Source organism: Arthrobacter sp. MSA 4-2 (genome assembly GCF_016405885.1).
GTDB lineage: Bacteria > Actinomycetota > Actinomycetes > Actinomycetales > Micrococcaceae > Arthrobacter_D.
Genome location: NZ_JAEKGC010000011.1, coordinates 23,543 through 40,980, shown reverse-complemented (window position 1 = coordinate 40,980; position 17,438 = coordinate 23,543). Strand labels below are relative to the sequence as shown.

The following is a 17,438-nucleotide window of genomic DNA, read 5'->3' as shown; positions in this document are numbered from 1 at the left end:
CGGTACAGTGCAACTTTCGTGACCTCTATCATGGAGGAATGCCAAGTTCACGAGAACGCATCCTCGACAGCTTCGAAGACACCCTGATCCGCGACGGGGAACGGGCCGCCACCATGGAGGCCGTAGCGGCGGCCGCTGAGGTCTCCAAGGGCGGCCTGCTGTACCACTTCCCGGCCAAGGAGGCCCTCGTCGAGGCCCTCGCCGAACGGCTGCTGGCCCTGGTCGAGAAGGACCGTGAGCAGATGTCGGCCGACCCGGAGGGCCCCGGCCGCTACTACGTGCGGACCTCGGTCTATGAGGACAGTCCGCTGGACCGGGCGCTTGTCTCCATGGCGCGCCTGGCGCAGCAGGGCCACCCGGTGGCCCGGCGGACGCTTTCGCGCATCCAGCAGCTTTGGCTGACCACCCTCGAGGACCGGCTAGGGGACCGTACGGCGGCCCTGGCCATCAAGCTCCTCGGTGACGGGCTCTACTACGAAGCTGCGTTCTTCCGGGGCGAGGGCGCCGCGGGCCCCAGTGAGAAGGACCTTGAACGGGTCCTTTCGGTAGTTGACCTTATCGTGCTCAACCACTGCATCCCGCGGGGTGCCGCCGATGTTTAAGGGCTTCCGAAACTTCATCCTGCGCGGAAATGTCGTCGAACTGGCCACCGCCGTCGTCATCGGTTCGGCCTTCACGGCCCTGGTCGGGTCCGTCACGGACAACCTGCTGCGGCCGCTGATCGCCGCCGCCGGCGGGGGAGTCAGCGCCGAGGGATTCGGGTTCCGCATCTGGCCGGGCAACCCCGAGACCTTCGTCGACCTCGGCGCGGTGTTCACCGCCGCCGTGACCTTCCTGATCACGGCTGCGGTCGTCTACTTCGGCGTCGTGCTTCCCATGAACCGGATCAATGCCCATGCCCGGGCGCGGACGGCCGCCGCGGAGGCGGAGGAGCAGCCGGTTCCCGTGGACACGGCGCTGCTGACCGAGATGCGGGACCTGCTCCGCCAGCTCACCGAATCCAGCGGCAGGAACAGGAACTGAAAAAGGGCCGGCGCCCAAAGGCGCCGGCCCTTTCGGGGTCAGCTTGTGCACCGGCCCTCCCGGGGTCAGCCGGGAGGGTGCACCCGGCCTGCTGCCGGGCCCCGGACTCAGCCGGGGCGGTTCGTCAGCGCAGCGCGGCGGTCCCGGTGCGTGCGTCGAGCAGGTTCTGGTCCTTGCCTGCCCCGAAGCGCAGGTTCGCCCGGCCGACCGACACCGCGGCAAGCCAGACCGACAGGCCGCCCACCGCGAGGCCGGCGAAGACGTCAATGACGTAGTGCCAGCCAAAGTACACGGTGGCCACGGCCGTCAGGACGAAGTAGATCCACATCACCCAGCGGACCACCCGGGGCAGGCGCGCCAGCTGGGCGACCAATGCGGCTGTGAAGACGATGGACACATGCAGCGAGGCGAAGGCCGCGATGCCGTGCACCGACTGCGTCGAATGCGGGTCGGCAAGGACCGTCAACCGGTTGCGGTACAGCGATTCCTGAAGGCTTGAGACCGCAGTGTCCGGGAGGTCGGTGAAGGATGCGCGCTGCACGTAGATCGGGCCCAGCGAGGGAACCGCGTAGTAGGTCACCGTTCCAATGACCCAGTTGAAGCAGAGCGCGCCCACATACCAGGCGCCCAGGGACAGGTCCTTGGACCAGACGAGGGCCACGGCGAGGGAGATCGGCACGAAGATCAGGAAGATCATGTAGACGAAGGAAAGCACCTCCGCCGTGATGCCGGTGCCGAGCAGTTGCTGGAGCACGTCGGCGGGGTTGCCGCCGCCCCCGAACCAGCGGTCGGTCTCGACCAGTGCGGCATCGACCAGGTGGTCCTGAAGGAAGGGCAGGAAGCTCTTGAGGTTCCGGTACGCCACGTAGGCGAGGTAGAAGCTCGCCAGGCCCGCAGCCGCAACCGACATCCGGTGCCCGGTCCACCTCTGCTTGAAAATCCTGCGGGTCACGCGCACGAGGTCGCGCGGAGCGGGGCGCTGCAGGAGCACCCGCGGGATGACGTCGGCAGCTATGACGCCGAGCACGGTCAGGGGCAACCGGACGTAGCTGGGGCCGAGGAAGCCCTCCGGGTCACGAAGGGGCAGCCCCGTGAGCACGGCCGTCAGCACCATCAGGCCGGCGAAGGCGAGGGTCACGATCAGGGGAACGCCGAACAGTCGGCGCCATGGTGGGCGTTCGGGCCCGACGTGGGTGGTCATTATATATATCTATCCTATGCGCGACAGTGTCAGAAGGGTGACAGGCATCTTAACAGTTGCCCCCATCTTCCCATAGGCGATCCACCCTATGGCACCAAGGCCGCACTTGTGGTTAGATTCCGCTGCCCAGATTCGAGGTTGACGGCCCCTCGAGCACCGTTCCGTCGGCGGCGAACCGGGACCCGTGCAGGGGGCAGTCCCACGTCCGCTCGGCGGTATTCCAGCTCACGATGCCGCGCAGATGCGGGCACACCGCCGACACGCGGTGCTCGACGCCGTCGACGGTGCAGACCCCGACCGGGCTCCTGCCCTCACGGACCACGACACCCTGCCCCTCCGGCGGGGAGGCCGGGGCCGTCTTCGCCAGGCCCGACACCCAGCCGGTCAGCATCTCCAGCCCGACCTCGGCGTTGACCCGGGCCGTCGACAGCGCGTCAACGGGGGTCACCCGGGTCCTGTAGAGAGTGTCGGCCCACGGCATGTGCCCGCCCAGGATCTTGGCCGAGAGTGCCAGCGAGGCAGCCACCGCGTTCGTCATGCCCCACTTGTTGTAACCGGTCGCGGCGTAGATGTGGCCGCCGCCGGCCGGGACCTTGCCGACGTAGGGAACCGCGGCGGCCGGCTGGTAGTCCTGGGCCGACCAGGAGTAGGCAGGGCGGGCCGTCGGGAAATACTCGCCGGCCCAGCGGGTCAGATCATCGACGAGGCCCTGGGTGTTTGAGTGGTGGCCGACCTTGTGGCCGTTGCCGCCCACGATGAGGTAGTCCCTGCCGCCCACCCGGGCCGTGCGCAGGGAACGGGTGGGGGTGTCCACCGAGAGGTACATCTCCGGGGGCACCCGGTCGGTCACCTCAAGGGCGATGCAGTAGGACCGCTGCGGCTTGAGGACGGCGAAGTAGCCGCCCCGGTCGAGGATGGGGATGCCGGTAGCCAGCACGACATTGCGGGCCGTCACGGCGCCGGCGTCCGTCTTCAGTTCCACGCCGCCGGACTTGGGGGTTGAGGCGCCCTGAACCCGCACGCCCTCGAAAAGGCGCCCACCGTGGCGGCGCAGCTCCGAGGCCAGCGCCGCGAGCACCTCCAGCGGGTGGAACTGCGCCTGGTCCGCAAGCCTCAGGGTGCGCCGCACCGGAAAAGGGAGGGTCGAGGCATTGCCCAACTCGGTTCCCAGGCCAGCCTGTGTGCAGGCCTCGTGTTCGGCGTCGAGGCTTTTTGCGCCGCTGTCGGTCACCGCGTAGTTCACGGCGTCCCGGCGCTCGTACCCCACCCCGTTCTCGTCGCAGAACCGGAGGATCCAGCTCTGCCCCTCGCGGTTGCCCGTGACGTAGGCCCGCGCCAGCTCGGCGTCGTGGTGGGAGGTGATCCGGGAAAGCCCGGTGCCCTGCAGCAGTGAGAGCTTGGCCGTGGTGTTGCCGGTGGTGACCGCGCCGGCCCGGCGGGCCTCAAGCACCGCCACCTTGTGTCCGGCGCGGGCGAGCAGGAGTGCGGTGGTCATGCCGGTCAGTCCGGCGCCGACCACCACCGAGTCGAACCCGGCCCCGGGGGAGAACGGCTCTGCAGGTATCTCCGGCGCGGTATCCAACCACAGTGATCTCATCGTCATCCCTCCGTAGGTGGTTCCCAGCCCACTACTAATCATGCTTACAGTCAAGGGAGGGTCACCGCCTATAGTCGGAGGATGGAACAGCGGACATTAGGCAGAACCGGCCGGCCGGTCTCGGTGATCGGCCTCGGAACGTGGCAGCTCGGCGCGGACTGGGGCGAGGTCCAAGAGAGGGACGCACTGGAGGTCCTTGAGGCCGCGGCGGAGGCGGGCACCACCTTCTTCGACACCGCCGACGTCTACGGGGACGGGCGGAGCGAGAAGACGATCGGGGCGTTCCGGCGGGCCAACCCCGCACTGGACCTGGTGGTCGGCACCAAGATGGGCCGGCGGGTGGAGCAGGACCCCTCCCAGTACACCCTCGCGAACTTCCGTTCCTGGGTGGACCGCTCCCGCGCCAACCTCGGCATGGACACGCTGGACCTGGTCCAGCTCCACTGCCCGCCCTCGGACGTCTACACCACCGAGGCCGTGTACGACGCGCTGGACACCCTCGTCGAGGAGGGCGCCGTGCGGAACTACGGGGTCAGCGTCGAGCGCGCCGACGAGGCCCTCGCCGCCATCGAGCGCGGCAATACGGCCACGGTGCAGATCATCCTCAATGCCTTCCGGCTCAAGCCCCTTGACGCCGTCCTCCCGGCCGCCCGGGCCGCCGGGGTCGGCATCATCGCCCGGGTTCCGCTGGCCTCGGGGCTGCTGAGCGGCAAATACAGCACCTCCACCGTGTTCCCGGCCGACGACCACCGCAACTACAACCGTTCCGGCGCCGCATTCGACGTCGGGGAGACGTTCTCGGGCGTCGACTACGACACGGGGCTCGCCGCCGCCCAGGAGTTCGCGCAGCTGCTTCCAGCCGGCGTGGAACCGGCACAGGGCGCGCTCGCCTGGATCATCGCCCAGGAGGGCGTCAGCACCGTCATCCCCGGGGCCCGCAATGCCGCCCAGGCCCGGGCGAACGCCGCCGCGGCCGGCCGGCTTGACCTCGGGCGCGCGATCCACGACGGCGTCACCGCGCTGTACGACCGCCGCTTCCGGCCCACGGTCCACTCCCGCTGGTGAGCCGGAGGGCCCGCGGCAAGGGGTTCCCTGCCGCGGCACGGTCCGCTATCGTTGAACCACCCGTCAGACGGAGTTAGAGGACGTCTGTCATCGTTCGATCCACCTAAGGAATCAACCATGACTGAATTCACCTCGTCCCTCTCCGCCGCCGGCCGGGAGGAGCGTTCCATCCGCGACTGGGCGGACCTCGCCGAGGAAATGTGGAGCTACCTCACCGGCAAGGGCGCCGCGGTCAACTACAGCCTGGTCGACATGACCGTCGAGGTCCCGCGCGACGTCGGGCCTGACGCCCCGCGCGCCACCTGGAAGTTCAACGGCACCCTACGCGTCACCACCAGCGACAACGACGCACCCGGTGCCGACCCCCACCGCGGCTGAGGCACCGTTGTGGTGGCACAGCTGAAACTGGACATCGACCTCGCCTTCTCCCTGACCGAACCCGGACCCGACGGCGGCCCGGACGCGGTCATCTCCGGAACCGTGACGGCGGCCGGATCGAGCATCTCGATTTTCTGCGACACCCCCGGAGCCTTCGGCGGAAACCTTCCCTCGGTCTCCGGGGTGCGGACCTTCGCGAAACTGCTCGCCGACGCCGGTCTCGACGTGACGGTCAGCGGCCCGCGCGGTCCCCTGATCAGCCTGGGCGCCGTCGAAACCTCGATGGCGCAGCGGCTCCTGACCCGTTCGCCGCACCTGCGCCTCGGGTCGCCGTCGGTCCTCGCCCCGCTGATTCACCTTGGGCGGCGGTCCCTCGAGCGCTCCGGCTCGGCGAGCCTGCTGCCGCCGTCCACGCCGCTGCCGCTCGTGCCCACGGTGAACCGGCGGATCAGCCGCCGGATCACCACGACCCACTACGCCCCGGGCGGGGGACGGCCGCGGCTGATCTTCGTCCAGGATTCCGCCCGGTGGAACGGTCAGGTGCCGCGGGAGTTCGTGCTCGGACAGGAGCGGACCACCATCGGCGCGTCGGCGGACTCGGACCTGCAGTTGCCCGGCCTTGAGGAACTGCACGCGGAGATCCTCCACGACGCCAACGACGAATACGTGCTGGTCCCGCACGGCGCCGTCACCGGCAGCGTCGGCGGCGGGCCGGCGGTGCTGCGCACCGGGGCGCGGGTCCAGCTCGGTTCCTGGTGCCTCGCGTTCTTCCGGGAGGAATACGCCGACCACGGCCGTCCCTTCGGCGGACGCAACGGCGGGGAGTTCGCCTACCAGCGTCCCCAGCGCAACCCGCGCACCGGGGCGACCGAACAGGACGGATCCGTCGGCATCGGCGATCCGCGGCGGCCTCCGCGCTGAGAGCGTGAGCGACAGCGTCGAGCTGCTCCTGGACTCCGCCGCGGAGGAGGCGGTGCGCCGCGACTGGGTAAGGCTGCTGGAGCTGGGCCTGCCCAGCCAGGCGCGGCACACCTCTGAGAGCAACCGGCCCCACATCACCCTCGCGGCCGCTCCGGCCATCGACGGGTCCTTCGACGCCGCCCTGCGCGGCGCGGTCCGGGGCCTGCCGCAGGAGGTGCGTTTCGGCGGGCTCCTGCTCTTCGGGGGAGGGCGGCGGACGTTCATCCTGGTGCGCCAGGTCGTGGTCTCCGCGGCGCTGACGGACCTGCACCGGAGGGTGGGGGATGCCCTCGCCGGCCTGCCGGGCCAGTTCGCCACCACCCTCGCCGGGAATTGGACGCCGCACGTCACCCTGGCCCGCGGCCTCTCCGCCGACCAGGTGGGGCAGGCCGTTGCGGCCGTTCAGGCCGAACCGGCGGCCGCCACCGCGGTGGCGGCACGCCGGTGGGACAGCGCCGCCAGGGTGACGGTCGACCTCAGCGGGTAGGGGCGCCCCGGGTGCTGCCGGGGCGTCGGCCGGGCGGCGCCGTCAGGACCCGAGGTGGTCGACCAGCCGGTCGGCGATCCCGGTGTAGGTCGAAGGGGTCAGCCCGAGCATCCTCTGCTCCGCCTCAGGGCCGAGTCCGAGGCCCGAGACGAACTCGCGCATGCGGGCGGCGTCGACCCGCCGTCCCCGGGTCAGGTCCTTCAGCCGCTCATACGGGTCATCTAGGCCGGCGGTGCCCGCGACGGCCTCGGCGCGCATCACCATTTGGATCGCCTCGCCGAGCACCTCCCAGTTGTCCTCGAGGTCCGCGGCGATGGCCGCCCCGGCCACGTCCAGCCGCTTCAGGCCCTTGAGCACGTTGCTCACGGCCAGGAGGGAGTGCCCGAAGGCCACCCCGATGTTGCGCTGGCTCGAGGAGTCGGTGAGGTCGCGCTGCCACCGGGAGGTGACCAGAGTCGAGGCGAGCACGTCAAGGAGGGACGAGGAGATTTCGAGGTTCGCCTCGGCGTTCTCAAACCGGATCGGGTTCACCTTGTGCGGCATGGTGGAGGACCCGGTGGCTCCGGCGACCGGGACCTGCGCGAAGTACCCGATGGAGATGTAGCTCCAGACATCGGTGCAGAAGTTGTGGAGGATCCGGTTGAACCGGGCGATGTCGGAGTACAGCTCCGCCTGCCAGTCGTGGGACTCGATCTGCGTGGTGAGCGGATTCCAGGACAGGCCGAGCCCCTCGACGAAGCTGCGCGCCACCTGTTCCCAGTCAGCCGAGGGGACCGAGGCATAGTGGGCGGCGTAGGTCCCGGTGGCTCCATTGATCTTCCCAAGGAATTCGGTGGCCTCGATGCGCCGAAGCTGCCGGGAGAGCCGGTGGGCCGTCACGGCCATCTCCTTGCCCAGGGTGGTCGGCGTGGCGGGCTGGCCGTGGGTGCGCGAGAGCATCGCGACGGACCGGGAGTCCCGGGCGAGGTCCTCGATCGCTCCGACCAGGCGGCGGGCCGCGGGCAGCCAGACGTCGCGGACGGCGCCCTTGATGCCCAGTGCGTAGGAGAGGTTGTTGATGTCCTCCGAGGTGCAGCCGAAGTGCACGAGGGGTTTCAGGCGCTCAAGGCCGATGCCCGGGAGCCGGCGCCCGATGAAATACTCGACAGCCTTCACGTCGTGGACCGTCACCTTCTCGATGTCAGCGAGTTCCGCGGCCGAGGCGGCGTCGAAGGAGGTGACGATGGCGCGCAGCGCCTCCTCCTGCCCCGCGTCGAGCGGGCCGGCGCCCGGGACGACGGAATTGCGGGTGAGGTGGATGAACCACTCGACCTCGACGTGGAGGCGGTCCCGGTTCAGGGCCGCCTCGGACAGGTGGTTCACCAGGGGTGCGGACGCCTCCCGGTACCGGCCGTCCAGCGGCCCGAGGGCCAGCGAGGGCGCCTCTCCCTGGGGGATGGAAGCAAGGTCAACACGGGTCGGGGAGGTATCAGCCATGCTCCGATTCTTTCACGGCCCGGACGGCCGACGGACGCCGGGCCCGCGGCGCAGCGTGCATCCACATAGGCGGCCGGCGGAGAACCCCGGCGCCGGGCGGCACTAGCATCCTGACATCGGTCAGCAGCACAAGGAGGCCGCCATGACAGCTCAGGGGATCGTTCGGCTCCCCACCGGGGACGCCGCCGACCTTGGGGGCAGGCTGCTGCGGCAGGCCCGCGAACTCGAGGAGATCCGCCACCGGGCGGGAGCGGTGGCGGCCCTCGACTGGGAGTCCCCGGCGGGCCGCAACTTCCGGCAGTACCTGGCCGGGCGCGCCTCAGCGGTCGGAAGCGCGGCCGAACTGGTTGAACAGGCGGCCCGGCTGGCCGAGGTGTGCGCCGCCGAACTCGGCGGCGCCCTCGGGCCCCTGGCGGGAAGCACCGGGCCGTGAGCTCCGCAGGCGGCTACGATCCGGCTCCGGTCCCCGCGTCCGGGCCGGGACTGAGCGTGCGCGGCGGCGTGGGCGGCATCCGGTTCCAGTGGGAGGAACTCGACCGGGCGGCGGTCGAACTCGGCGGCCTTGCCGAGGCGGTGCGGGAGGTCTCCACCGCCCTGCTGTACCTCAGCCTCGAGCTTGAGCGCACCCGCCTGGCAGCTGCCTGGCTCCCCGGCGGCCGGGAGGCCGGCGCCGCCGGACGGGCCGCCGCCGAAGCGCTCGACGCCGCCCGCCGGCGCACCTCCGATTCCGGCGACGAACTTCAGGAGACCGCCGACCGGATCACCCGGGCCCGTCTGGCCTATCTCGCCGCGGATGCCGCGGCGCGGCTCGCGGTCCGTGGCGCCACGGAGTCGGTGGAACTCTCGGCCCGCGCCGTGGCCTCGGCGGCCGCCCGGGAGGGGCTGCTGGTGCCGGGCCCGCTGGCCCTCACCGCGCCGGCCGAGGTGGAGCAGGTGGCCTTCGGGGGAACCCTTGAGGCGATCGCCGACCGCCTTGCCGCCGTCGAGGCGGCCCCGCCTGGTTCCTTCGAGATCCTGCGCACCGACGGGCCCGCCGGACCGGCCTACCTCGTGATCCTCCCCGGCACCCAGCCCGCCGAGCCCGGCAATCCCTTCGATGCCACCGGTATCGCGGAGGCCGTCAATGAGGACAGCCGCTATGTCGGAGCCGCCGTGGCGCAGGCCCTGCGGGAGGCCGGAGCCCGGCCGGGTGAGACCGTCCTGCTCGCCGGCTACAGCCAGGGCGGAATGCACGCCATGAACCTGGCCGCCGGTGGCGCCGTGGGCGGCGCCTACGACGTCCGCCTGGTGGTCACCCTCGGGTCCCCCACGGGCTGGGAACCGACGGGGACGGCCGAGTACCTCCACCTCGAACACGCCGCCGACACCGTGCCCGCGCTCGACGGCGGCCCCGCCCCGGACGATCCGAACCGAGTCACTGTGCGGGCCGATTCCCCCGTTCCCGCCCTGCCTTCCGGACCCGGCGCCGAGGGCAAGGGGCTCGGTGCCGCCCACAAGCTCGCGGCCTACGCGCAGACGGCGGCGCTCGTCGACGCCAGCGCCCTGCCGTCCCTGGCCCCGGCCGCGGCGGCCCTCGCGGCGACCGGGGGAGGTGCCCAGCGCCGCCTCTACCGGGCGGTCCGGCCGCCCGCGGAACACACTGCCGCCGCGGGGCCGGGCAGCAGCCGGCCGAGCGGCCGCCCCGGACTCCCGGCGGGCGTTCCGGTACCGGCCCCGGCGGAGGGCGCTACCCGCCCTGGGCCGGCCGGCCCTCCACCGGCGCCCCGGCGCTAGGCTATGGGCATGACGTCGAACAACAGCCAGAGCACCGAGGCCGCCGCAGGCATCTCCCCGCGCAGCGTGCTGGGAAAACTCCCGCGTTACGCCGCAGGCAAGCCGCCCACCGTTCTGGAGGGGGTGCAGAGCTACAAGCTCTCCTCGAATGAGAACCCCCTGCCGCCGCTGCCGGCCGTCCTGGCCGCCATCCGCGACCGCACCGACATCAACCGTTATCCGGATCCGGCCACCACTTCGCTGCGGGGAGAACTCGCCTCCTTCCTCGGCGTGCCGGCCGAGGACATCGTGACCGGCGCGGGAAGCCTGGGCGCCCTCAACCAGATCCTCGCCGCCTTCGCCGGGCAGAACGACTTCGACGCTCCGGATGAGGTCGTCTACGCGTGGCGCTCCTTCGAGGCCTACCCGATCTGCGTCGGGCTTGCCGGGGCGGAGTCCCGGCCGGTGCCGGTCCGCGCCGACGGCACCCACGACCTCGACGCCATGGCCGCCGCTGTCACCGACCGGACCCGCGTGATCCTGCTGTGCACCCCCAACAACCCCACCGGCCCGGCACTGTCGGCCGCCGCGGTCGAGGACTTCCTCGACCGGGTGCCTGCCTCGGTTGTCGTCGTGATCGATGAGGCGTACCAGGAATTTGTCCGGGACGCCGGTGTCGTGGACGGGCTTGAGATGTACCGGAGGTACCCGAACGTCATCGTGCTGCGCACCTTCTCCAAGGCGCACGGGCTCGCCGGGCTCCGGGTGGGGTATTCGGTGTCCCAGCCCGGACTCACCGCGCACCTGCGGATGAGCGCGGTGCCCTTCGCGGTGTCGCAGATCGCAGAGACCGCCGCCGTGGCCTCGCTCCAGCACTTCGACGAGGTCGCGGAGCGGGTCCAGGGCATCGTCGACGAGCGGGTGCGCGTGGTGGAGGGCCTCCGGGCGCTGGGCTGGAAGATCCCCGAGGCGCAGGGAAACTTCGTCTGGCTGTCCCTCGGTGAGTCCACCCCCGACTTCGCGGCGCAGGCCGACCTGCAGGGCCTGTCCGTGCGGGCCTTCGGCACCGAAGGCGTCCGGGTCAGCATCGGGGAACCCGAGGCAAACACCCGGTTCCTGGCGCTGTGCGCAGGATACCCGGCGGCGCCCGGCGGGTGCTGACCAGACATAAATAGGTCTAACCGCCGTCACTGGCTAGTGTGGGAGCCGTACGTTTAACGAACATATGTATCCCGGTGTATGCGTCCACGAAGCATTCCGAGTGGGGCATACGTCGACTGAGGAGTGGTCATGAGTGGCACCCGTTTGCCTGCGGCTGAATTCGAATCGGAGGAGATCGCCCTCGCCTCCGCCCCGCCGGGCCCCGACGGGGGCCCGGGCATGGTCCAGTTCCTCGACCCCGACGGGCGCCTGAACGACCATCCCGAATTCGGCGGCTTCTCCAGTGGCACCGGAGCGGAACGGCTCAAGGCCCTCTACCGGGACATGTACCTCATCCGCCGGTTCGACCAGGAGGCCACCGCACTGCAGCGGCAGGGCCAGCTGGCGCTCTGGGTGCCCCTGACCGGCCAGGAGGCCGCCCAGATCGGCTCCGGCCGGGCACTCCAGGCCCAGGACTACGTGTTCCCGACCTACCGGGAACACGGCGTTGCCCTGACCCGCGGCGTCCGGCTCTCCGAAATGCTCCGCCTGTTCCGCGGCATCACCAACGGCGGGTGGGACCCGCGCGAGACCAACTTCCACCTCTACACGCTCGTCCTGGCCGCCCAGGCCCTGCACGCCGTCGGCTACGCTATGGGCCTTCAGCGCGACCAGGCCGCCGATCCCACCCTGGCGCCCGCGGCGTCGGTGGCTTACTTCGGCGACGGGGCGAGCTCCGAGGGCGACGTGCACGAGGCGATGGTGTTCGCCGCCTCCTTCAACGCCCCCGTCGTGTTCTTCTGCCAGAACAACCACTGGGCCATCTCGGTGCCCTCGTCGGTGCAGACCCGGGTGCCGCTGGCGCAGCGGGCCGAAGGGTACGGCTTCCCGGGCATCCGGGTTGACGGCAACGACGTCGTCGCCGTCGAGGCCGTCACCAACTGGGCACTCGAGCACGCCCGCAGCGGCAAGGGTCCGGTCCTGATCGAGGCGTTCACCTACCGGATGAGCGCGCACACCACCGCCGACGACCCCACGAAGTACCGGCTCTCCCGCGAGGAGGAGGACTGGCATCCCCGCGACCCGCTCGCCCGCCTGGAGAAGCACCTGCGCACCACCGGGAAGGCCGGCGATGCCTTCTTCGAGGAGCTGGTCGGCGAGGCTAAGGCCATGGCCGTCGAGCTGCGGCGCGACGTGCAGGCCATGCAGCCCCCGGGACTCGAGGAACGCTTCAACACCGTGTATGCGGAGCCGCATCCGCTGGTGCAGGAGGAGCTGCAGGCGTGGCGGGACTATGAAGCAGGCTTCATTGGAGAGGAAGAAACGTCCTGATGGCAGTGATGACGGTCGCCAAGGCGATCAACGAGGGGCTGCGTGCCGCCCTTGAGAACAATCCCAAGACGCTGCTCATGGGCGAGGACATCGGTGAGCTCGGCGGCGTCTACCGCATCACCGAGGGTCTGAAGCGGGACTTCGGCGCCGACCGGGTCGTCGACACCCCGCTGGGCGAGTCCGGCATCATCGGCACCGCCATCGGCCTGGCGCTGCGCGGCTACCGGCCGGTGTGCGAGATCCAGTTCGACGGCTTCGTGTTCCCGGCCTTCAACCAGATCACCACCCAGCTGGCCAAGCTGCGCACCCGCAGCGACGGCATGCTGGGCGCTCCGGTCGTCATCCGCATCCCCTACGGCGGCGGCATCGGCAGCGTCGAACACCACTCGGAGTCACCGGAGGCGCTCTTCGCGCACACCGCCGGGCTGAGGATCATCACCCCGTCGAATCCGCAGGACGCCTACTGGATGGTCCAGCAGGCCATCGACTGCCAGGACCCCGTCATCGTCTTCGAACCCAAGCGCCGGTACTGGCTCAAGGGCGAGGTCGACACCGTCAACGCCCCGCCGAGCCCGTTCACGGCACAGGTCCTGCGGGAGGGCTCCGACGCGACGGTCGTCGCCTACGGCCCGCTGGTCCCGGTGGCCCTGGCGGCGGCCGAGGCGGCGCAGCCGGACGGGCACAGCGTCGAGGTGATCGACCTGCGCTCCATCTCGCCCATCGACTTCGACACCGTCACGGCATCCGTGGCGAAGACCGGCCGGCTGGTGGTGGCCCACGAGGCGCCGACCTTCGGAGGCATCGGCGGGGAGATCGCCGCCCGCATCTCCGAACGTGCCTTCCTCTCCCTCGAAGCGCCGGTCATCCGGGTGGGCGGTTTCCACATGCCCTACCCCGTGGCGCGCACCGAGGAACATTACCTGCCCGATATCGACCGAATCCTCGAGGCCCTTGAACGGGCCTTTGCCTACTAAGGACACCGAATGGCACTGAACACTTTCCACCTCCCGGATGTCGGCGAGGGGCTCACCGAGGCCGAAATCGTTTCCTGGAAGGTCCAGCCCGGCGCCGTCGTGGCCGTCAACGACACCATCGTCGAGATCGAGACGGCGAAGTCGCTGGTCGAACTGCCATCCCCCTTCGCCGGCGTGGTCTCGGCCCTGCTGGTGGCAGAGGGCGACACCGTCGAGGTGGGAACTGCGATCATCGCCGTCGAAGACGCCGTCCCGGCTCCCGGGGAGCCCGCCGCCGGCGGCCCGGCCGCCCAGGCGCCGGCCCCCGAAATGCCCGGCGAACTGACCACCCCGCCGCCGGTTGAGCCCGCGGCCGGACCGGAGAACGGCCCCCTCGTCGGAACCGGGCCCAAGGCCGATGCGGTCCGCCGCAGGCCGCGGCGCGCCCCCGGCGCGAACACCCCGGAGCCGGCGGCCGCGCCCGCGCCTCCGGCACCGCCTGCGCCACCGGCACCGCCTGCTCCCGCCGTATCCGCGGACCTCCCGGCGGCCCGCGCCGACGGCACCGGTCCCGCTGCGGGCCGGCCGGACCCGCGGCCCGGGCCGCTGAACCAGCTGCTCAACCGCGTCCTGGCCAAGCCGCCGGTGCGCAAGGCCGCGCGGGACCTCGGGATCAACCTCGCCGATGTTCCTGCCACCGGGTCCTCCGGCGAGGTGACGAAGCAGGACCTGATGAGCTACCAGGCCCAGCGCGACGCCGAACAGGACGGCGCCGACTCGTTCTGGGACGACCGGAAGAAGCACGGCGCCGGGCGCATCGAGCGCATCCCCGTGAAGGGGGTGCGCAAGGCCACCGCCAAGGCGATGGTGCAGAGCGCCTTCTCCGCGCCGCACGTCAGCATCTTCGTCGACGTCGATGCCTCCCGCACCATGGAGTTCGTCAAGCGGCTCAAGGCCTCGCGCGACTTCGAGGGCATCAAGGTCTCACCCCTGCTGATCCTGGCCAAGGCCGTGATCTGGGCGGCGGCCCGCAACCCCTCGGTCAATGCCACCTGGACCGACGACGAGATCCTGGTGAAGCACTTCATGAACCTGGGGATCGCCGCTGCGACGCCCCGCGGGCTGATGGTGCCCAACATCAAGGACGCGCAGAACCTGTCCCTGAAGGAGCTCGCCCTGGCCCTGAACGACCTGGCGGTGACGGCGCGGGCCGGCAAGACCCAGCCGGCCCAGATGCAGGGAGGCACCCTGACCATCACCAACATCGGCGCCCTCGGCATCGACACGGGAACCCCGATCATCAATCCCGGCGAGGTGGCGATCGTGGCGTTCGGCACCATCAAGCAGAAACCGTGGGTGCTCGACGGCGAGGTGATCCCGCGGTGGATCACCACCCTGGGCGGATCCTTCGACCACCGGGTGGTCGACGGCGACCTCAGCGCCCGCTTCATGGCCGACGTCGCCTCGATCCTCGAGGAGCCGGCACTGCTGCTCGACTAGCAGATGGTTCGAGCGGCAGGTGGTTCGCGGCGCCGGGGATGAGCGCCCGGGCCGGGGCGCCAACGCGCGCCGGGGCAGGAGTTGTGCCCCGGCGCCGAGGGGGGGGGTGAATTACCCGCTCAGGCCAACCTGGTGGTCCACACCGACCTGATCGACCTTGCGGTGGAAGTGCATCCCGGCCTTACCTCCGAGGAGGGCGCCGACAAGCGGAACGATCACCGCAATCGACAGGGCGACAATGCCGCCCGAGGTCAGGGTTCCCTCATTGATCGGGATTCTGGGGAATCCGTTCAGACCGCTGAGGAGGTTGAATTCGCTGCCGGCGACGGCGCCGATGATGGCCAGCACAACAGCGACCACGATGGCCCACAGCCAGACGGCAAGGCCCTGTTTGACGCCGTCGAACCTCGCCATCCGACCTGCGACGTAGCCGCCGCAGTAATAGGCGATGAACAGGATCACTGCGAGAAGGACGGCACCGACGACGCCGACGGTCTGCGCGTTCTGGGTGGCCCGCTCCGCGACCTCGGCCGGTGCTGCATTGTTTGCGACGCCGACGCCCGCGCCGAGGGCGGTGAGCAGCGCCGTCAGGAGCACGGCGATGCCGGTGGCCGTCATCCAACCGAAGAAGGCCGACCCGAACTTGATCCCGCCGAATTGACGCCTTTCCTCGGCCACGACGGAGTTCCGCATGCCTTTAGGGGACGACGCCCCGGAGGTGTTCTGGTTATCCATTGTCTTCTCCCTGCGTGAGGGTTTCGCCGTGGCTGGTTGAAGTTCAAAGCCCAGGGGGAACGCTGACTGCTCGGCCCTTTCGGCGAGGGTGCTCGGTCTGTGATGGATGGGCCCGTGTCGTTATTGGCCCTCTTTGACGACCTTCCGGCCGCGCTGGTGCGGTCTCCAAGGCCAGCCTTGAAGCCGACGCTGTGGGTGCGTGGCTCCTGTTGTGTCCTTCAACCGTAGGCATGCTCGTCGGGAGGCAACAACTCCTGTCACCGAACTGTAACTGGCCGGGTGGGTTCGTGATCCCGCTGTGATCTTCGCCCCCGGCCGGTCCGGTGCACCCGGCCGCGGCAGGGCCGGCGCCGTCAGCCGGGTGGCGGAAACCCCTGTGCAATGCTCCGTCATGCCCCCGTGGAGCCAGGCCGACGGGTGCCGGAGTCCCGCCCGGGAGGTCCCGTCAGGAGTTGCTTGACTGCGCCGCGTTTTGCGGCGGGACCGACGCCAGGGCCCGCTGCAGGATGGGCGCAAGCCGGCGCACACCCTCGGCGATGTCCTCCGGGGAGACCGCGCTGAAGGCCAGGCGGAGCTTGTTCGAGGCCTCGTCCGAGGGGGTGAAGGCCGCACCGGGAATGAAGACCACGCCGGCGTCGATCGCTTCGTAGAGCAGGGGATAGGTGTCGATCCCCGCGGGCAGGGTCACCCAGACGAAGAAGCCGCCCTCGGGGGTGGTCCAGTGCACGCCCTCCGGAAGGTGCTCGGCCAGCGCGGCGAGCATCGCGTCGCACCGCTCGCGGTACAGCACCCTCATGGTCTCGAGGTGCCCGCGCCAGTCATAGTCCGTCAGGTAGGAGCTCACCAGCATCTGGGTCAGCGGCGACGGGCACAGCACCACGGCCTCGCACGCCAGGTAGAAGCGGCGGTGCAGGTGGCGCGGAACCAGCGCCCAGCCCAGCCGGACGCCCGGGGCGAAGATCTTCGAGAACGAGCCGAGGTAGATGACGTCGTTCGGGTTGCCCGCCCGCATCGGCGCCAGGGGGTGGCCGTCGAAGCGGAGCATGCCGTAGGGGTTGTCCTCGAGCACCAGGATGTTGTTGTCCCGGCAGATGTCGACGACGCGCTGGCGCCGGCCGGCCTCCATCGTGATCCCGCTGGGGTTGTTGAAGCTGGGGATGGTGTAGAGGAGCTTGATCGACCGGCCCTCCTCCTTCAGCCGGAGGATGGTGCGTTCGAGCTCCTCCGGAATGAGGCCCTTGTCGTCCATCGGGACGGTGACGACGTCGACCTCGTAGGCTTCAAAGGTGTTCAGGGCCCCGACGTAGGTGGGATCCTCGCAGAGGATCACGTCGCCGGGGTTGCAGAAGACCTTTGCGGCGACGTCCTGGGCCGACTGGGAGCCGGTGGTGACCACGATGTCGGCCGGGTCGGCGTCGGTGATCCCTTCGGCGGCCATCACCTCGCAGATCAGTTCGCGCAACTCCTCCATGCCCTGGCCGCCGCCGTACTGAAGGGCTTCGAGGCCCTGCTCGGCGATGATCCGCTGGGCCGTTCGGCCCAGGTCCTCGAGGGGCAGCGAACGCAGGTACGGGCTGCCTCCGGCGAGGGATACGAGGCCGGGCCGGATCGAAATATCGAAGACATCGCGGACCGCCGACTGCTTGATGTTGGCGGCACGGGCCGAGTAGAGCACGTCGTGGCGGGCCGCATAGTCGGCCACCCGCTCCAGGGCTGCTTCGGTTTCGGCGGGAATCACTTCGTGGCTTGAGTCACTGGAGTTCGTCACCCCCCGAGTCTAGGCGGCGGGTTCACCGGGGGGCAACAGCTGTTGCCCATTTGTGGGGGCGCGCGTCCCGG

17 protein-coding genes are annotated in these 17,438 nt (G+C 70.3%); 12 read left to right on the top strand and 5 right to left on the bottom strand.

The annotated features are described in order from the left end of the window. Positions 1 to 38: 38 nt before the first annotated feature. Positions 39 to 602, top strand: coding sequence for a TetR family transcriptional regulator (locus I6N91_RS17375; RefSeq protein ID WP_198813211.1), 564 nt, complete (start codon positions 39 to 41; stop codon positions 600 to 602). Next, positions 595 to 1,023 (top strand): large conductance mechanosensitive channel protein MscL, encoded by a 429-nt coding sequence (mscL, locus tag I6N91_RS12940; RefSeq protein ID WP_198813208.1) that lies wholly within the window; start codon positions 595 to 597, stop codon positions 1,021 to 1,023. Before I6N91_RS17375 ends, mscL begins: the two co-directional genes overlap by 8 nt. A gap of 124 nt (positions 1,024 to 1,147) precedes the next feature. Here mscL and I6N91_RS12935 read toward each other — a convergent pair whose 3' ends face one another. Both I6N91_RS12935 and I6N91_RS12930 read right to left on the bottom strand, forming a co-directional pair. Then, on the bottom strand, positions 1,148 to 2,224 hold the full coding sequence (locus I6N91_RS12935) for a phosphatase PAP2 family protein (protein ID WP_198813205.1): 1,077 nt from the start codon (positions 2,222 to 2,224) through the stop codon (positions 1,148 to 1,150). 112 nt (positions 2,225 to 2,336) lie between these two features. Continuing rightward, positions 2,337 to 3,827 (bottom strand): FAD-dependent oxidoreductase, encoded by a 1,491-nt coding sequence (locus I6N91_RS12930; RefSeq protein ID WP_307843351.1) that lies wholly within the window; start codon positions 3,825 to 3,827, stop codon positions 2,337 to 2,339. Between the two features lie 75 nt (positions 3,828 to 3,902). Between I6N91_RS12930 and I6N91_RS12925 the strand changes: the two genes are divergently transcribed. The 4 genes from I6N91_RS12925 (at position 3,903) to I6N91_RS12910 (ending at position 6,711) form a co-directional block, all read left to right on the top strand. After that, positions 3,903 to 4,886: an aldo/keto reductase gene (locus I6N91_RS12925; protein ID WP_198813202.1), complete on the top strand. Its 984-nt coding sequence runs from the start codon at positions 3,903 to 3,905 to the stop codon at positions 4,884 to 4,886. 117 nt (positions 4,887 to 5,003) lie between these two features. Further along, a complete protein-coding gene (locus I6N91_RS12920; RefSeq protein WP_198813199.1) occupies positions 5,004 to 5,264 on the top strand; it encodes a hypothetical protein in 261 nt (86 codons plus the stop codon). A gap of 12 nt (positions 5,265 to 5,276) precedes the next feature. Continuing rightward, a complete protein-coding gene (locus I6N91_RS12915) occupies positions 5,277 to 6,185 on the top strand; it encodes an FHA domain-containing protein (RefSeq protein WP_198813197.1) in 909 nt (302 codons plus the stop codon). A gap of 4 nt (positions 6,186 to 6,189) precedes the next feature. Continuing rightward, on the top strand, positions 6,190 to 6,711 hold the full coding sequence (locus tag I6N91_RS12910; protein ID WP_198813195.1) for a 2'-5' RNA ligase family protein: 522 nt from the start codon (positions 6,190 to 6,192) through the stop codon (positions 6,709 to 6,711). Positions 6,712 to 6,753: 42 nt separating this feature from the next. Here the strand turns inward: I6N91_RS12910 and purB are convergent, their stop codons facing one another. Then, a complete protein-coding gene (purB, locus tag I6N91_RS12905; RefSeq protein ID WP_198813193.1) occupies positions 6,754 to 8,187 on the bottom strand; it encodes an adenylosuccinate lyase in 1,434 nt (477 codons plus the stop codon). A gap of 142 nt (positions 8,188 to 8,329) precedes the next feature. Here purB and I6N91_RS12900 point away from each other — a divergent pair, with 142 nt between their 5' ends. The 6 genes from I6N91_RS12900 (at position 8,330) to I6N91_RS12875 (ending at position 14,864) form a co-directional block, all read left to right on the top strand. Further along, complete coding sequence (locus I6N91_RS12900; protein ID WP_198813191.1) at positions 8,330 to 8,620, top strand: hypothetical protein; 291 nt, start codon at positions 8,330 to 8,332, stop codon at positions 8,618 to 8,620. Beyond that, entirely contained in the window at positions 8,617 to 9,960 is a 1,344-nt protein-coding gene (locus I6N91_RS12895; protein WP_198813189.1) for a hypothetical protein, read from the top strand. The genes I6N91_RS12900 and I6N91_RS12895 overlap by 4 nt, the downstream gene beginning before the upstream one ends. A gap of 9 nt (positions 9,961 to 9,969) precedes the next feature. Then, the gene (locus I6N91_RS12890; RefSeq protein WP_198813187.1) at positions 9,970 to 11,100 is read left to right on the top strand and encodes a histidinol-phosphate transaminase; all 1,131 of its coding nucleotides are present in this window, start codon (positions 9,970 to 9,972) and stop codon (positions 11,098 to 11,100) included. 129 nt (positions 11,101 to 11,229) lie between these two features. Continuing rightward, on the top strand, positions 11,230 to 12,411 hold the full coding sequence (pdhA, locus tag I6N91_RS12885; RefSeq protein WP_374058950.1) for a pyruvate dehydrogenase (acetyl-transferring) E1 component subunit alpha: 1,182 nt from the start codon (positions 11,230 to 11,232) through the stop codon (positions 12,409 to 12,411). After that, entirely contained in the window at positions 12,411 to 13,385 is a 975-nt protein-coding gene (locus tag I6N91_RS12880) for an alpha-ketoacid dehydrogenase subunit beta (protein ID WP_198813184.1), read from the top strand. The genes pdhA and I6N91_RS12880 overlap by 1 nt, the downstream gene beginning before the upstream one ends. Before the next feature lie 9 nt (positions 13,386 to 13,394). After that, a complete protein-coding gene (locus I6N91_RS12875) occupies positions 13,395 to 14,864 on the top strand; it encodes a dihydrolipoamide acetyltransferase family protein (protein WP_198813181.1) in 1,470 nt (489 codons plus the stop codon). Positions 14,865 to 14,975: 111 nt separating this feature from the next. Here I6N91_RS12875 and I6N91_RS12870 read toward each other — a convergent pair whose 3' ends face one another. Beyond that, on the bottom strand, positions 14,976 to 15,599 hold the full coding sequence (locus tag I6N91_RS12870) for a hypothetical protein (RefSeq protein WP_198813178.1): 624 nt from the start codon (positions 15,597 to 15,599) through the stop codon (positions 14,976 to 14,978). A gap of 445 nt (positions 15,600 to 16,044) precedes the next feature. Continuing rightward, positions 16,045 to 17,367 carry a PLP-dependent aminotransferase family protein gene (locus I6N91_RS12865; RefSeq protein ID WP_198813175.1) on the bottom strand — a complete coding sequence of 441 codons (1,323 nt, stop codon included), beginning with the start codon at positions 17,365 to 17,367 and terminating at the stop codon, positions 16,045 to 16,047. Positions 17,368 to 17,438 lie beyond the last annotated feature (71 nt).

Excerpts from the sequence above, each read along its gene's own strand:
- I6N91_RS12920 (WP_198813199.1), top strand. The coding sequence starts at position 5,004 with ATGACTGAATTCACCTCGTCCCTCTCCGCCGCCGGCCGGGAGGAGCGT.
- I6N91_RS12880 (WP_198813184.1), top strand. The coding sequence starts at position 12,411 with ATGGCAGTGATGACGGTCGCCAAGGCGATCAACGAGGGGCTGCGTGCC.
- I6N91_RS12930 (WP_307843351.1), bottom strand. The coding sequence starts at position 3,827 with ATGACGATGAGATCACTGTGGTTGGATACCGCGCCGGAGATACCTGCA.
- I6N91_RS17375 (WP_198813211.1), top strand. The coding sequence starts at position 39 with ATGCCAAGTTCACGAGAACGCATCCTCGACAGCTTCGAAGACACCCTG.
- purB (WP_198813193.1), bottom strand. The coding sequence starts at position 8,187 with ATGGCTGATACCTCCCCGACCCGTGTTGACCTTGCTTCCATCCCCCAG.
- I6N91_RS12925 (WP_198813202.1), top strand. The coding sequence starts at position 3,903 with ATGGAACAGCGGACATTAGGCAGAACCGGCCGGCCGGTCTCGGTGATC.
- I6N91_RS12900 (WP_198813191.1), top strand. The coding sequence starts at position 8,330 with ATGACAGCTCAGGGGATCGTTCGGCTCCCCACCGGGGACGCCGCCGAC.
- I6N91_RS12875 (WP_198813181.1), top strand. The coding sequence starts at position 13,395 with ATGGCACTGAACACTTTCCACCTCCCGGATGTCGGCGAGGGGCTCACC.
- I6N91_RS12890 (WP_198813187.1), top strand. The coding sequence starts at position 9,970 with ATGACGTCGAACAACAGCCAGAGCACCGAGGCCGCCGCAGGCATCTCC.
- pdhA (WP_374058950.1), top strand. The coding sequence starts at position 11,230 with ATGAGTGGCACCCGTTTGCCTGCGGCTGAATTCGAATCGGAGGAGATC.
- I6N91_RS12870 (WP_198813178.1), bottom strand. The coding sequence starts at position 15,599 with ATGGATAACCAGAACACCTCCGGGGCGTCGTCCCCTAAAGGCATGCGG.
- mscL (WP_198813208.1), top strand. The coding sequence starts at position 595 with ATGTTTAAGGGCTTCCGAAACTTCATCCTGCGCGGAAATGTCGTCGAA.
- I6N91_RS12935 (WP_198813205.1), bottom strand. The coding sequence starts at position 2,224 with ATGACCACCCACGTCGGGCCCGAACGCCCACCATGGCGCCGACTGTTC.